This window comes from Sphingorhabdus sp. (assembly GCF_044239045.1).
In the GTDB taxonomy this organism is placed as follows: Bacteria; Pseudomonadota; Alphaproteobacteria; order Sphingomonadales; family Sphingomonadaceae; genus Sphingorhabdus_B.
On the sequence record NZ_JBIICD010000001.1, the window covers coordinates 107,410 to 122,941 of the forward strand.

The 15,532-nt window shown below is 53.7% G+C and carries 9 protein-coding genes; 4 read left to right on the forward strand and 5 right to left on the reverse strand.

All coding sequences use genetic code 11. From position 1 onward, the window contains the following. Positions 1–126: 126 nt before the first annotated feature. Positions 127–906, forward strand: a complete 780-nt coding sequence (gene purC / locus ACILP4_RS00500; protein ID WP_125230782.1) for a phosphoribosylaminoimidazolesuccinocarboxamide synthase — start codon at positions 127–129, stop codon at positions 904–906. Positions 907–968: 62 nt separating this feature from the next. Beyond that, on the forward strand, positions 969–3,833 hold the full coding sequence (locus ACILP4_RS00505) for a M16 family metallopeptidase (RefSeq protein WP_395618799.1): 2,865 nt from the start codon (positions 969–971) through the stop codon (positions 3,831–3,833). A 33-nt stretch (positions 3,834–3,866) separates the two neighbouring features. On the opposite strand, the gene ACILP4_RS00510 is transcribed toward ACILP4_RS00505, so the two are convergent. Beyond that, a complete protein-coding gene (locus ACILP4_RS00510) occupies positions 3,867–6,209 on the reverse strand; it encodes a transketolase (RefSeq protein WP_395618800.1) in 2,343 nt (780 codons plus the stop codon). A gap of 128 nt (positions 6,210–6,337) precedes the next feature. Between ACILP4_RS00510 and ACILP4_RS00515 the strand changes: the two genes are divergently transcribed. Further along, complete coding sequence (locus ACILP4_RS00515) at positions 6,338–6,820, forward strand: Lrp/AsnC family transcriptional regulator (protein WP_395618801.1); 483 nt, start codon at positions 6,338–6,340, stop codon at positions 6,818–6,820. A gap of 120 nt (positions 6,821–6,940) precedes the next feature. Continuing rightward, positions 6,941–8,257 carry an aspartate aminotransferase family protein gene (locus ACILP4_RS00520; RefSeq protein WP_395618802.1) on the forward strand — a complete coding sequence of 439 codons (1,317 nt, stop codon included), beginning with the start codon at positions 6,941–6,943 and terminating at the stop codon, positions 8,255–8,257. Here ACILP4_RS00520 and ACILP4_RS00525 read toward each other — a convergent pair. Genes ACILP4_RS00525 through ACILP4_RS00540 form a run of 4 tightly spaced genes read right to left on the reverse strand, consistent with a single transcriptional unit; the run spans position 8,254 to position 15,437 of the window. Further along, the gene (locus tag ACILP4_RS00525; RefSeq protein ID WP_395618803.1) at positions 8,254–9,324 is read right to left on the reverse strand and encodes an alcohol dehydrogenase family protein; all 1,071 of its coding nucleotides are present in this window, start codon (positions 9,322–9,324) and stop codon (positions 8,254–8,256) included. The two genes, ACILP4_RS00520 and ACILP4_RS00525, sit on opposite strands and share 4 nt — an antisense overlap. Then, positions 9,321–10,571: an aromatic ring-hydroxylating dioxygenase subunit alpha gene (locus ACILP4_RS00530; protein ID WP_395618804.1), complete on the reverse strand. Its 1,251-nt coding sequence runs from the start codon at positions 10,569–10,571 to the stop codon at positions 9,321–9,323. Before ACILP4_RS00530 ends, ACILP4_RS00525 begins: the two co-directional genes overlap by 4 nt. Continuing rightward, positions 10,571–13,015 (reverse strand): FAD-dependent oxidoreductase, encoded by a 2,445-nt coding sequence (locus ACILP4_RS00535; RefSeq protein ID WP_395618805.1) that lies wholly within the window; start codon positions 13,013–13,015, stop codon positions 10,571–10,573. The genes ACILP4_RS00530 and ACILP4_RS00535 overlap by 1 nt, the downstream gene beginning before the upstream one ends. Before the next feature lie 4 nt (positions 13,016–13,019). Then, a complete protein-coding gene (locus ACILP4_RS00540; RefSeq protein WP_395618806.1) occupies positions 13,020–15,437 on the reverse strand; it encodes an FAD-dependent oxidoreductase in 2,418 nt (805 codons plus the stop codon). Positions 15,438–15,532: the final 95 nt, after the last annotated feature.

The following is a 15,532-nucleotide window of genomic DNA, read 5'->3' on the forward strand; positions in this document are numbered from 1 at the left end:
GCCTATCTCGAATTGCGCCGACGCATGCAATGGATTATAGCGTCTTTCTCGCCCCGGCAGAGTTAGGCTCATACATGAGCCACCTCCACCGGGGCGCATCATTTCAAGCAAAGTCAGGGACCGCATATGACCCGCCGCCGCAAAATATACGAAGGCAAGGCCAAGATTCTTTATGAAGGTCCTGAACCCGGCACGTTAATCCAATATTTCAAGGATGACGCAACCGCCTTCAATGCCCAGAAAAAGGGTACAATTTCAGGCAAAGGCGTCATCAACAACCGCGTTTCTGAGCATGTTTTTACACGGCTGAGCCATATCGGCATCCCGACACACTTCATTCGCCGCCTCAATATGCGCGAACAGTTGATCCGTCAGGTTGAGATCGTTCCGATTGAGGTCATCGTGCGTAATGTGGCCGCGGGTACCTTGTCCAAACGCCTTGGTATCGAAGAAGGCACGCCGCTTCCGCATACCTTGTTGGAATATTGCTACAAGGACGATAGCCTTGGCGATCCATTGGTCGCAGAGGAGCATATCGCCTGCTTTGGTTGGGCAACGCAGGAGGAAATGCAGGATATTTCGTCTATGGCGATCCGCATAAATGACTTCATGTGCGGTATGTTTGCGGCCATCGGCATCCGACTTGTGGACTTTAAACTTGAGTTTGGACGCTTGTTCGATGGGGATTTTTCGCGAATCATCCTCGCCGACGAAATCAGCCCCGATGGTTGTCGCTTGTGGGATATTGAAACCGGTGAGAAACTCGACAAAGACCGGTTCCGTCGTGACCTTGGCGGCGAAGCAGAAGCCTATCAAGAAGTCGCCCGCCGCCTCGGTCTAATGCCGGACGAAAGCGAAGGAGCAGTCCTCGATATGGTCAGTCATCGATTACGCAAAGGCAAGTAAATCAATAATTTACACAAGAATAGATTACCGTTTCCAAACTTCTACGGAAGAAAGCTAAGCATATGAAAAATGCGCTTCGCTTCATTCTTGGTTTCGCAATCATCTTTGGTGGATCCGCTGACGCCCTGGCAGCGCCTTCGGGTGCAGAGCGGACGCAGCCCTGGAATGCCGAAACATCTGATCTCGAACCTGACGCCAGCATCATTTACGGGCGACTGCCAAATGGTTTGCGCTACGCCATTCGTCCCAATCACCGTCCGCAGAATCAGGTATTGGTCCGCATGACCATCGATTTCGGCTCTGCTGCCGAGGGGGAGGATGAACAGGGTTTAGCACATTTCATCGAACATATGGCCTTTAACGGCAGCACCAACGTGCCCGAGGGCGAAATGGTCAAAATGCTGGAGCGGCTCGGCCTGTCTTTTGGTGCCGATACCAATGCATCCACTGGCTATACGCAAACGCAGTACAAGCTTGATCTACCCAAGGCAGACACCCGCCTCATTGAACGCGCGCTGTTTTTGATGCGAGAGACTGCGCGAGAAATATCTTTTGATCCGGCCGCAGTTGACCGCGAGCGCGGAATAATTTTGGCGGAAAAAAGCGCGCGCGAAAATTTTGGATTTCAAAGCGCACGTGCGGCAAACAATCTGTTTTACCCGAATAGCTTTTACGCCACGCGTTACCCCATCGGCACAACCGAGGTCATACAGACAGCTTCGGCAGAAACGATGCGCGCGCTGTATCGCAGATATTACCGACCGGACCGCATCAAAATCATCGTCGTGGGCCCCGTCGACCCGATTGCCATAGAACGCGAATTGGTAACAAAATTTGCTGACTGGCAAGTAGACACACCGCCCTTAGGCGCACTCGACCAATGCACTTTAGATACTGCACGCGTTTTATCCGCACAAAGCTTCGTCCATCCAGAGATTAGCGAGAGCATCAGTGTTCAACAGTTTTTGCAGGATAAGAAGCGGCCTGACACCTTAGACCGCGCGTTGGTTGAGCTCAAAATGAGTATCGCAAACGCGATCATTTCACGCCGCATGGCACGCCGATCCCGCGAAGAAGACATGCCCTTTTTAGGGGGTAGTGTTAATTTCAACTTCGGCCTGTGCGACCAATATGCGGCCATTGGCTACGGCGTCGCGGGCAAGGACGGAAGTTGGCGTTCGTTGCTCGCCTTTACCGAACAAACGGTTCGCCAAGCAGTGGAATATGGGTTTGAAGAGTCAGAGATTGCAGAACAGATAAAGCGTCTGGAAGCACAATATGAAAATGCTGCCAAAGATGAAGGTACAGAATCGAGTGGGGCAATTGCGAACGCCTTGGTTACGCTGGACGAAGATGTCTACAACTCGGATAAATATCGCCAAACATTGTGGCGACAGATTCGTCCGTTTATGACGAAGGCGGCCATCAATGCCGAGTTTGCATTTTGGTTCCGCCAAATGGAGCGCCCGCAGATTTTCCTGACATCAAAGCAGGGTGCAAGCATTCCCGCGAATGAAATCATCGCCGCTTATGCCGTCAGTCGCGGCACACCCATCGCAGCGCCAATGGCCCGTGCGGCGGCGCGCTTTGCCTATACAGACTTCGGCCCTGCTGGAGCCGTCATTGCAGACAAAACCATTGCAGACTTGGGCATTCGTACCATCCGCTTTGCCAATGGCGTGTTGCTGAACCTCAAAAAAACCGATTTTGAGGACAATCGAATCCGTTATTCACTGCGCATTGACGGGGGCCAGCTACATTTTGGTAGAGAAAATGCGGTGTTGGCCTCGCTGATGTCGGCAACTTATGTTTCTGGCGGCCTTGAAGCACACGATTTAGAAGATTTGCGATCCATCTTGGCCGGAACTACTGTGTCCCCCGCATTCGGTGTTGCAGACAGATTTTTTGGCGCGACTGGCGCCGTCGCGCCCGCCGATTTGGAACGCCAGTTGCAAGTCATGGCCGCATACACCACAGATCCCGGCTATTCAGAAAATGCGCTTCGCCTGTTCCGCCGTCCGCTGCCTGAATTATATGCACGGTTGAAGGCTACTCCGGAGTCTGCACTTGCGGTCGCGATGTCGAAAATCATGACCGATGACGATCCGCGCTTTGCGCTCGCGTCCCTTGAAACCATTCAGGGTGCCGATTTCGCGATGCTTAAATCAACATTGGGTGACGCTTTACGACAAAATCGTTTAGAAATCGCATTGGTCGGCGACTTGGATGAGGATGCAGCCATCGCTGCCGTTGCGCGCAGTTTTGGCGCCCTCCCGACACGCACAGATGCCGGGAAGGATTATAGCGCGCAACTTCAACCGACCTGGAGTGCGCAGCGGGGGGATTTTGACATTCCTCATAATGGCGAGGCGAACCAGTTGGCGTGGCGCCGTATATGGACGACCACGGGTGACCATGACCAAAAAACCACGCAATCCATGGATCTTCTTGCGCGCGTTGCAACGCTTCGCTTGACTGATGAGTTGCGGGAAAAACTGGGCGCAACTTATGGTGTCTCCGCAAATTCCGATATGTCTAACCTATATCTTCAGCGGGGTACCTTTTCCGTATCCACCGCTGGCGACCCCAAAGATATTGCGACCATTGAAGCAACGGTCGACCAAGTCATTTCGGCGTTGGTAAAGTCACCTATTGATTCCGATTTGTTCGAGCGTGCGCGCAAGCCCGTGCTTGAAAGCTACGCCGATTGGAAAAAGCAAAACAACACTTGGCTGGGCGTCGTGTCAGAAACGCAGACAAACGCAGATAGGCTCAACCGTTTTCGAAAAAGTGAATCTAATTTTGCATCAATAACAGTTAATGACCTGTGGGAACTGGCCAAGCGATATTTGGACAAGCGTGCAGAGTTCACATTCCGCGCACTACCAAATGAAATGGTCAATGCTGGCGAGAAATCCGCCGAATAAAAATTGTCTCAATTTGGTGCGAATTTAGCTGGTTCACCTTTTTAAAAACAGCTCGGCCATGGCATCAATAATCGCGGCGGAATCGAGCCGATATTTGCTGTATAAGTCGGGCAAATCCCCCGTCTGACCGAAACGATCCGTGCCAAGCGGACTGACACGCATACCATGCACGCCGCCTAGCCATGACAAGGCCCCCGGTGAGCCGTCAATCACCGTCACCATGCCTGCGTCGGGTGCCAGAATGGATAACAAATCCTCTGCATGACTTTTTTGTGTGCTCTGCTCTGTCCAACGCGCGGCCTTACTTGCGGACCATTCACGATGCAGCACATCGGGAGAAGTTACGTTTAACACGCCTAAACCGGGGATATCATCCAACATTTGTTCATACGCTGCCAGCACCTCAGGCGCGATGGCGCCTGTAAATATAAGTGCCGCCTCAGCCCCTGCTGCTGGTCGCCGCAACCAATATCCACCTTTTAGGGCATCTGTCTCCCAATCCGAATCGGCGCGCTCCACTTGCGCGACCTGACGCGTGCTCAGCCGCAGATAGACAGAGCTTCCGTCGGGCTTTTGCAAATATTCAAACGCCCACCGCATGAACAAGGCAACTTCATCGGCATAAGCAGGCTCAAAATACGCAAGGCCCGGTTGCCCCATGCCAATCAACGGCGTGTTAATCGACTGATGCGCTCCGCCTTCAGGTCCTAAAGTCAAACCGGACGGCGTTCCAACCAACAGAAAACGCGCATCTGAATAACAACCATAATTCAGCGCATCGAGACCACGGGCGATGAACGGATCATACACGGTACCAACAGGAATAAGGCGCGTACCGAAATGCGGGGCCGCCAGACCCAGCGACGTCAGCAGCAAGAAGAAATTGTTTTCGGCAATCCCAAGTTCAATATGCTGCCCCGCCGCATGCGCCGCCCATTTCTGTGCGGATGGAATTTTGGCCTCCCGAAATATGTCGGCCACGTCGGACCGGCGGAACAGCCCGCGCTGGTTCACAAAACCGCCGAGATTGGTCGTCTGCGTCACATCAGGCGCGGTGGTTACGATACGGTCCGCCAACTCTTCGGAAGATTTGGCAAGATCGAGAAGCACGTTGCCGAATGCTGCCTGTGTTGACTGGACATCGCCCGATGGTACTGCGAACCGGGCGGGAACGGGTATCTGTGACGATACTGGCTCTGCTGGTTTGGCGGCAAGAACGCTGTCGCCAATGAAGTTTTTGAGCCGCGCCGCCATATTGCCACCTAGGCCAGCAAATGGATCCCACTCCTCACCTGCTTCAATGCCCATGGAAATACGAAGCTGATCAATCTGACCGGGGTTCATCATCCCCGAATGATTGTCCTTATGCCCCGCCAACGGCAGGCCATAGCCTTTGACCGTATAAGCAATGAACAATGTCGGCCGTTCATCATCGGCACTGTCAAAGGCATCCATCAATGATTCAATGCAATGCCCACCCAGATTGGTCATCAGCGTAGCCAGACCATCATCATCAAAACTATCCAGCAGCTTCTTCACATGCGGCTTGCTGCCAATATCTGCCATCAGGCGCGCGCGCCAGGCTGCACCACCCTGATAAGTGAGAACCGCAAATTCCGCATTGGGGCAATTTTCGATCCAATCCTCCAGCGATTTCCCTCCGGGGCGGGCGAAAGCTTCGCGTTGCAACTTGCCACTCTTCAAAGTGATGACCCGCCATCCGGTGGTCTCGAAAATATCGTCAAAGCGCCGAAACATTCGGTCTGCAGTCGTGCTGTCGAGTGACTGCCGATTATAGTCGACCACCCACCAGCAGTTCCTGATGTCGTGCTTATACCCTTCAATAAGGCATTCGTAGATATTGCCTTCATCCAGTTCGGCATCGCCCATCAGCGAAATCATCCGGCCGGCATTGCCCTCGTCTATCGATCCGTGCGCGACCAAATAGTCCTGAACCAGGCTAGAAAAGGCGGTAATCGCCACGCCCAAACCTACGGAACCGGTGGAAAAATCCACCGGAATTTTATCCTTGGTCCGGGAAGGATAGCTTTGCGCGCCGCCAAGGGCGCGAAACTGTTGTAATTGCTCCAGCGACTGATTGCCGAGGAGATAATGGATAGCTTGCAACACTGGTCCCGCATGCGGCTTGACCGAGACTTTGTCATTCGGGCGCAGCGCATGAAAATAGAGTGCCGCCATAATCGCCGTCATCGACGCGCAGCTTGCCTGATGACCACCGACCTTCAACCCGTCCCGCTTTGGCCGGATATGGTTGGCGTTGTGCACAATCCAAGAGGCCAACCAACGCAGCCGCGAGTCGAGTGTTTCGATTGCTGCTATTTTCTCTTCGCGCTTATCGGCGACAATATTGGCCATGACTGCTTTCCGCTTAAATCAAAGCAAGACTTTAGCCAGCACACTCCAGCATGTCCTTGCGTATCATGGCAGTAAATGCCATATTATTTGATAGATTATGCTTAAATTTTAGAAATTAGGTTTAAAATATGCCAAAAAATGCACTCGATGCAATCGACCGCAAGATTATCGACTGCCTTCAATCGGATGGCCGAATGTCCAATCAGGAACTCTCCGAACGGGTCGGCTTATCGCCGAGCCCCTGTCTGCGGCGGGTACGCCAGTTGGAGACAGATGGCACCATTACGCATTATGTTGCCTTGGTCGATCCTGATAAGGTCGGCCTCGCCGTCACAGCATTTGTCCGCGTGCGCCTTGACCAACAAGATGATCGTCATTTGGAAGATTTCGAGACGGCCGTTGCTAGCTTTCCCGAGGTCATGGAATGTTATCTGATGACCGGTGAGGCAGATTATCAACTACGCATTTTGGTCGGATCCTTGACGCAATTTGAAGATTTTCTGCGCCATCGACTGACCCGGGTGAAGGGCGTTGCCAATGTGACCACCAGCTTTGCGCTTCGGCCTGTCATTTACAAGACATCGGTTCCCACTTTGGAGCCACGCATATGACCGCGCGACAGTCGGCAACCGAGGCCGATATAAAATTTTCCGGACACAACAATCTTTTCAATCGAGAATGACGGTAATACGGTCGCATAAGGGATAAAGACCCGTTGGTGGAGTGACGTGATGAAACTGGAAAATGACCCCCTTGCTGCATTTTGGATGCCGTTTACGGCGAACCGGGCGTTCAAAACGACGCCGCGTCAGCTAAAATCCGCGAAGGACATGCATTATACCAGCGATGATGGACGGCAGATCCTGGATGGCACCGCCGGACTTTGGGCGGTTAATGCCGGTCACTGCCGCGCACCCATTGTCGAAGCGATCCAGAAATGTGCCGCAGAGCTTGATTATGCACCGCCATTCCAATTGGGACATCCACTGGCGTTTGAACTGGCTTCGCGGCTCGCAACGCTGATGCCCGAAGGTCTGGACCGCATATTCTTTACCAACTCGGGTTCGGAATCGGTGGATACTGCTCTCAAAATTGCCCTCGCCTATCAACGCGCGATTGGCCAAGGTACACGCACTCGCCTGATCGGAAGAGAACGCGGCTATAATGGCGTTGGCTTTGGCGGCATTTCGGTCGGCGGCATCGTCAACAACCGGCGGCAATTTGGCACCCTGCTGACGGGTGTTGACCATCTTCCGCACACCCATAATCTTGAACATAATGCTTTTACAAAGGGCCGTCCTGAATGGGGGGCGCACCTCGCCGATAATCTGGAAGCCATTATCGCTCTGCACGGTGCAGAGACCATTGCGGCAGTCATTGTCGAACCCATGGCGGGGTCAACCGGTGTCTTGGTGCCGCCCATCGGTTATCTCGAAAAATTGCGCGAGATTACTCGTAAACATGGCATCGTGCTTATCTTTGACGAAGTTATTACGGCCTTTGGACGTGTCGGCGGTACCACAGCATCCGAAACCTTAGGTGTGACGCCAGACATCATCACCATGGCCAAAGGCCTTACAAACGCTGCCGTACCGATGGGTGCCGTCGCCGTCAGCCGCCATATCCATGACGGCGTCGTCGAAGGCGGTCCCGATGGCATCGAATTGTTCCACGGCTACACTTATTCCGGCCACCCCTTGGCCGCCGCAGCAGCCTTAGCAACGCTCGACCTTTACAAGTCGGATGGCATTTTCGAACATGCCAGTTCGCTCCATGGCTATTGGCAGGAAGCGATACACAGCCTGAAGGGCAAAAAACATATCATCGACATCCGCAACATGGGCATCGTTGCGGCTATCGAACTTGCACCGCATGCGGCCGGCGTTGGTAAGCGCGGCATGCAATTGTTCCACAAATGCTTTGATAATGGCGTGCTCGTGCGTGCAACAGGCGACATCATTGCGCTATCGCCGCCGCTTATCCTGCAAAAATCGCATATCGATGAAATTGTTGGGCGGATCAGTGAATTGATCGAGACTGTCGATTAAAGCGACAGGACAATCTTCCCGACATGTTGCTTCGTCAAAAACGCTTCCTGTGCTTTGACGATGTCAGATAGGTCGTATGTCGCTGCCACCACTGGCCGGATTTCACCGCGCTCGATATAAGAGACAAGGTTTGGAAACACATCTGGTTCCAGCACGGTGCAACCAATCAGGCGCAAATCCTTAAGATACAAAGTCCGCAGATCAAGATCGACAATGGGGCCCGAAATGGCACCCGAAACGCCATAGCGGCCGCCGCGTTTCAATACGTTTAATATGGCGCCAAACTGCGATCCTCCGACAATATCGACAACGGCATCGAAATATTCCTGCCCAAACAAAGCTTCAAGATTGGCATCGCGAGGCACCACCTGCGATGCGCCCAGCGCGCGAACAATCCCCGCCTTTGCGTCGGCGGCCATAGCGATCACCTCAGCACCACGCCTTTTGGCAAGTTGCACAGCGGCGGAGCCAACACCGCCCGACGCTCCGGTGATCAACACGCGTTCGCCTGCCTGCAAATTAATCCGCGTCAGGATATTTTCTGCAGTCCCATAGGCGCAGGGAAAGCTTGCCAGTTCAACGTCAGATAGCTCAGAATTCACACGATGCGCATGTAGGGACGGGGCGCACGTATAATCGGCAAAGCCACCATCGACTTCTGATCCAAAATAGCAAATGTCAAAGGTGCTAGCGCCGCGAAAAACAGGTTCAACCATCACCCGTTCACCCATGCGCGCTGGGTCAACATCATCGCCCACCGCCACAATGCGTCCGCACGCATCGGCACCCTGAATACGCGGAAATTGAAAGGCTGCGCCCGACCAGCCGTCATCCTGCGCACCCGCAATCCCGGTCGCGGCTCCCACATCCGTCGCCTCAGCCACGGCCTTTGAGTACCAGCCGATGCGAGTGTTGATATCGGTATTATTGACGCCAGCTGCCGCAACGCGGATCAGCACATCTTTTGGCCCCGGTTTAGGCACCGGAACGTCATCCCGAAAGTCAAGCTTATCATAGCCGCCATGGCCGGTCAGCAAAACCGCGCGCATATTGGCGGCTATTGTCACTCAGCCCGTTCCAGCCCGAATTGGTTGAGGTACCATTTCTGGAAGTTAAGCACGCTTCCTTCCTGATCAGAATATCGACCGGGCCGATACCGACTCGACATGATACCTTCCTGGTTATTTTCGGTTATGACTTTGTCCTGCGTCGTTGTGGCATGATAGCCCCAGATCATCTTTTCAATGTCCACTTCAGCTTCGGTCGCGCGTCCATCCACAAGCCAGATCATCTCAACATCTGTTGCCAATGCGCCACGTGGAGTAAATTGGAACAGGATGGCAAAATGATCATCTGCAACAATCTGGCTGAACGGGCTGAAGCTTAAATGCATCCGTCCGCCATCTGCTTTAATGCGCTTGCCCATAAGCGGAGCAGGTGCAGAGCCATCTTGCGTTTCTGAGGCCCAGCCGTCTTTGTTCATCCGTTGCATCAGCAGGCGCAGATGGCTGCTATCGGGTGCATCATCAATAGTACCAATGGGTCTACCTGCCGCGGCGGCGCTCTCTTCCCAGGCCGCTAATTTAGGCGCGAAGTTAGCAATTGCGTCAGCTGGGCCGGAACTTGGCCCAGCGCCAACCGCGACAATAGATTCTGATGCATGCATGGAGCAGAACTCCGGATGCGACGGCACGCAATGATAGCATTCAAAGAAATTTTCGACGACCAGCTTCCAATTGGCTGTCGTGGGATAACTGCCCGCATGCGCAATGCGCGCGTCGGCAAATCCGTGATAATCGAGAATGGCTCCCATATCGCCAAAGGTGGCATCAAAATCGACTGGCTCATCCTCACTCATATTGATGAAGATTAGGCCATGGAACACGCGGATATGGCATGCAAATAGGCTGTTTTCCGCTTTGTCGAAATCCTCAGGCATCAGTCGTGCGGAAATCAGACGTCCATCAAGCCCAAAGGTCCAAGCGTGATAGGGGCAGACCAGACGCGGTGCGTTGCCGCTTTCCGCTTGGCAGATCGTCGAACCACGGTGGCGGCAGACGTTGAAGAAGGCGCGAACGCTGTCTGCATTTTCACGAATGACAATGATCTGTTCCTTACCAACCCGAAACAGGAAATAATCACCCTTGTCGGGGATTCGCGACACATGGCCGGCCAGTAGCCATTTCTGGCTAATGACTTCGTCGAAATCCGCCTTGAATACCGCGTCGCTGGTGTAGAATTCCTGATCAAAGCTATACCCCATCCGCGTTTTTGCGGCGAGTTGTTGCATGATGGCATGTGATGTATCAGTCATCAGATTTTGATCCGTGCATTTGAGGGGTCATAAAGGGGTTTGAGCGAGGCGGTTACTGGGTAACGCACGCCCGCAATTTCGATTTCATAATCATCTGTACCAATCGGGCCAACAACGCCGCCATCGGCCGCGGTTACATAACCAAGGCCGCACGATGCGCCGAGCGTATGGGCATACATGCCCGAACGGATATATCCGGCGATCCGATCCCCCTGCCAGATTGGTTCATTATGATACAGCATCGGCTCAGGCGATTTCAGCAGGAATTGAACGAGCTTTTGCTTCAGCCCCTCTTCCTTCTGCTTCACCAGTGCCTCTCGGCCGATAAAGCCGCCAGGCTTGTCCATCTTCACGGCAAAGCCAAGTCCGGCTTCTAAGGGCGTATCTTCATCAGTGATGTCATGGCCCCAATGGCGATAGGCCTTTTCCATGCGTAAAGCGTTCAGCGCATGGTAGCCGCAATGCTTCAGGCCAAAATTAGCGCCCGCGGCGACAATCTCGTCATAAACGCCGGTCATGAATTCGGTCGGAATATAGAGCTCCCAACCCAATTCGCCGACATAGGTGATGCGCGAGGCGCGCACGATGGCATAGCCCAGTTCAATTTCCTGGCTCGTCGCGAAAGGAAAAGCCTCATGCGACAAATCATTGGGGCAAATCGATTGCAGCAATGCACGCGCATTTGGCCCCATGATGGAGATTACCCCCATGGCGGAAGAAATATTGGTCAAAATGGCATGGGCATCATCAGGAATATGCCGCGAGAGCCAGTTGAAATCCTTCGTTTCTGTCTCTGCCCCAGTGACGATGAGATAGGCCGTCTGCGACAGTCGGGTGACCGTCAAATCCGCCTCAATCCCACCCTTATCATTCAACCATTGGGTATAGATCAACTTGCCCGGTGCCACATCAACATCATTGGCACACACGCGGTTCAGGACGGCGCAGGCATCGCGCCCTTCCAGACGGAATTTGGCAAAGGAGCTTTGGTCAAACAGGCCCACGGCCTCGCGCACGGCCTTGCACTCTTCGGCATTGGCCTCAAACCAGTTTTGGCGGCCATAGCTATATTCATATTTGGGCGTGCTGCCCGGCGCGCCATACCAATTGGGGCGTTCCCAGCCAAAAGCCTCGCCATGGCAGGCACCAGCTGCGACAAGCCGATCATGAATGGCCGAACGGCGAACGCCGCGTGCGGTTTCATATTGCTTGAAGGGATAATGCGTCGCGTAAAGCAGGCCAAGGCTCTCGGTCACGCGTTCGCGCAGATATTTGCGATTGATCTGAAACGGCATGTTCCGCCGAATGTCGACCGTCCAGAGATCCGCTGGCGGAATACCATCGCGGATCCAATCGGCCATGACCTTGCCAACGCCCCCAGCAGATTGCAGGCCGATGGAGTTAAGGCCTGCCGCAACAAAGCAACCCTTCAACTCGGCACTTTCGCCCAGATGATAGCGCACATCGGGGGTAAAGCTTTCCGGACCGCAGAAGAATTTTTGGATACCCGCATTCTCCAACGCAGGCACGCGCCGCATGGCATCCATCAACAAGGGTTCGAAATGCTCAAAGCTGCCAGCAATTTCGTCAAAGCAGAAATCTTCTGAAATGCCGTCCATGCCCCAAGGGCGGGCATTGGGTTCAAACGCACCGACGAGCAGCTTACCCGCATCATATTTATAATAGCCGCAATAATCATAGTCCCGCAGCACAGGGAGCGTGTTGTCGATCCCCTCCACGCCTTCAAACAGAACATAATAATGCTCACATGCATGCAAGGGTGCCGCCACGCCGATGCTCGCCGCCAGATCGCGTGTCCACATGCCGCCGCAAATCACGACATAATCGGCGTCAATCGAACCATCTGCCGTATCAACGCCCGTCACGCGTTCCCCATTATGGCGGATTTTGGTGACTTTCGTGTTTTCAAATATTTTAGCGCCGCCTGTGCGTGCGCCCTTTGCAAGCGCCTGCGTGATGTCGACCGCATTGGCATAGCCGTCGCTCGGTATATGAATGCCGCCGACCACATCATCGACATTGACAATGTTCGCGAGCTCTTTGATCTCTTCCGGTGTCACGACATGGACTGGCAGATCGAAAACTTTCGCCATTGAAGCACTGCGTTTCAGTTCTTCAAACCGTTCCGCATTCGTCGCCATTGATATGGAACCGCACTGGCGATAGCCCGTAGCTTGTCCCGTTTCAGCTTCCAGTCCGCGATACAGTTCACCGGTATATTTGGCGAGCTTGGTCATGTTGATCGAGGGACGCAATTGCCCCACCAGACCAGCCGCATGCCATGTCGTCCCGCTGGTCAGTTGCTTGCGTTCCAGCAATACAACATCGTCCCAGCCAATCTTGGTCAGGTGATAGGCAATGGAGCAACCAATAACGCCGCCGCCAACAATGACGACCCGCGCCTTTTTGGGAAGTTCAGCCACTATATTATACCTTCATCTTTGCGTTATCGGCATCATATGCCGGATGCTCTAGCACCGTTCCAACGCGCCGTTCGCCCTGCAGCATGATATCAAAACGTGATCCTGGCGCGGCGTTTTCAAGCGGTACGCAGGCAAAGAAAAGGCTCTTGCCCACGCGGTGGCCATAGCCACCCGACGTTGTCAGACCGATGCATTGATCACCGACCAAACACGGTTCTGCGCCGCGCACGTCGACATTGGAGGCATCCACCTCACCATAGACGATGCGGAAACGGTCTGGCGCATCCAGCGTTGCCTGCTTGCCGACAAAGTCATCCTTGTTGAAATTGATGAAGCGCGGCATATCGGCCTCAATCATCGTCAATTCGTTGGTGAGTTCCGAGCCCCAGGCCTTATAGCCTTTTTCAACCCGCATCGTATTTGCGGCATAGAGGCCGTAATTGACGATGCCATATTCCTGCCCAGCATCCCAAACGGCATCATACAGCGCTGCAAGGTCTTCCATAGCTGGATGCAGCTCCCACCCAAGCTCACCCGCATAAGACACCCGCAGCGCGCGCATCTTTATGCCTGCGATTGTGATTTCCTGACCGCTTAACCAGCGGAAGCCTTCATTCGTTAAGTCCGCATTGGTAAGCTTTGCCAGCACATCGCGCGAACGCGGGCCGTTCATCACCAATACGCCAAGATCCATCGTCAAATTGCGGATAGTTACGTCCTCATGCGGCAATTTACTTTGGATCAGCAAATCCCAATCGCGCTGCTCGGCAGCCGCTGCCGACAAGCAGTAAAAATGATCATCGGCAAAGCGCGTGACCGTCATTTCGCCATAAATACGGCCCTGAACCGACAAGGGGTGCACCAAGCCGATACCGCCCAGCTTTTTAGGCATGCGGTTGGCGCAAATACGATTGAGGAAAGCCTCTGCATCGGGACCACAGACATCATATTTGGCAAATCCGGACAGATCGAGCACGCCGACACCCTCGGCAACAGCCTTCACTTCGGCGGCGACCGCGTTGAAGCTATTGGTACGTTGGTAGCCGCCTTGCTCCTCCGCCCCATCAAGCGCGAAATATTTGGGTCGTTCCCAGCCATAGGTTTCGCCATAGACAGCCCCAGCGGACAGCAGCTTACCATATAATGCGCTGGTCTTTTGTGGACGGCCGTCGGGCTCTTCTTCGCCAGGAAGCCGGGTCGTAAACGTCATCCGGTAATCCAGGAATACTTTGTCGCGGCTGTAGTTTTCGTCCGCATAAGGGCCATAACGGCGCGGGTCGAACTCAGTCATGTTAATGTCGACATCACCAAACACCATCCATTGCGCCATATATTTGCCCGCACCGCCACCTTGCGCGATACCAAAGCTGGTACCGCAACAATGCCAGAAGTTTTTCAGCCCTACTGCTGGCCCCAATAATGGCCCACCATCTGGCGTATGCGGGATAGCGCCATTGACAAAGCGCCTCAGGCCAACCTCGCCAAATATAGGCATCCGCTCAATCGCGCGTTCCAGCCATGGGGCAATCCGCTCCAGATCTTCGGGAAATAGCTCGCTGGTTGAATCCCATTCAGGGTGACCGCCGCGTGGTGCCCACGCCTCGACCAAACCTGTATCTTCATACACGCCAATCAGGCCGCTTTTTTGCTCCTGACGGAAGTAACCCGATACATGCGGGCAGCGCATAACCGGAATTTCTTCCTCGCGATCCTTAAATGCAGGAATGGGATCGGTGACGACATAATGATGCTCCATATTGGTCACCGGAATATCAATGCCCGCCATTTGCGCAATTTGTCGCGCGTAGCAACCTGCGGCATTGACGACGATTTCCGCCCGGACCGTGCCTTTTTCGGTCTCAACATCCCATTCGCCTGTGGGCAATTGCGTAAGACCCGTCACCCGGTTCTTACGGACAATCTTTGCCCCCATATTTTTCGCACCAATGGCAAGCGCATTGCAGATGCCCGACGGATCAGCATGCCCATCTTCGGTTGTGCGCGCGCCTGCGATGACACCGTCAAGTGTCATGAACGGGTTATGGCGCAGGATTTCCTCGGGCGGGATGATTTCCATCTCAAAGCCAATGATTTTGGAAAAACCTTCAATGTAACGCATCCATGCCAGCTCGCGCTCGTTCGTCGCGAGACGAATTCCGCCGGATTTATGCCAGCTTACATATTGCCCCGTCAGCCCTTCCAGCTTGGGATAAAGCTGATTGCTATAGGCATGCATTTTGGCGAGATTGTAGCTGCCAGTAATGTTCGGGCATTGCCCGGCGGCGTGCCAGGTGGAGCCGGACGTAAGTTCGTCCTTTTCAATCAACAAGCAGTCGGTCCAACCAAGTTCGGCAAGATGATAAAGCAACGAAGCTCCCATTATGCCGCCGCCAATGATGACAACCCGCGCCGATGTTTGCATGAAAACCGTGCTCCTTAAGGCATTAAATCCGACGAACCTTAAGGCGGGATTGCGGTAAGACACAAATGGGGAATATGACGGGATTGGTTAAAAAA

Bases quoted from the DNA above. Each gene is read 5' to 3' on its own strand.
- purC (WP_125230782.1), top strand. From the start codon at position 127: ATGACCCGCCGCCGCAAAATATACGAAGGCAAGGCCAAGATTCTTTAT.
- ACILP4_RS00505 (WP_395618799.1), top strand. From the start codon at position 969: ATGAAAAATGCGCTTCGCTTCATTCTTGGTTTCGCAATCATCTTTGGT.
- ACILP4_RS00510 (WP_395618800.1), bottom strand. From the start codon at position 6,209: ATGGCCAATATTGTCGCCGATAAGCGCGAAGAGAAAATAGCAGCAATC.
- ACILP4_RS00515 (WP_395618801.1), top strand. From the start codon at position 6,338: ATGCCAAAAAATGCACTCGATGCAATCGACCGCAAGATTATCGACTGC.
- ACILP4_RS00520 (WP_395618802.1), top strand. From the start codon at position 6,941: ATGAAACTGGAAAATGACCCCCTTGCTGCATTTTGGATGCCGTTTACG.
- ACILP4_RS00530 (WP_395618804.1), bottom strand. From the start codon at position 10,571: ATGACTGATACATCACATGCCATCATGCAACAACTCGCCGCAAAAACG.
- ACILP4_RS00540 (WP_395618806.1), bottom strand. From the start codon at position 15,437: ATGCAAACATCGGCGCGGGTTGTCATCATTGGCGGCGGCATAATGGGA.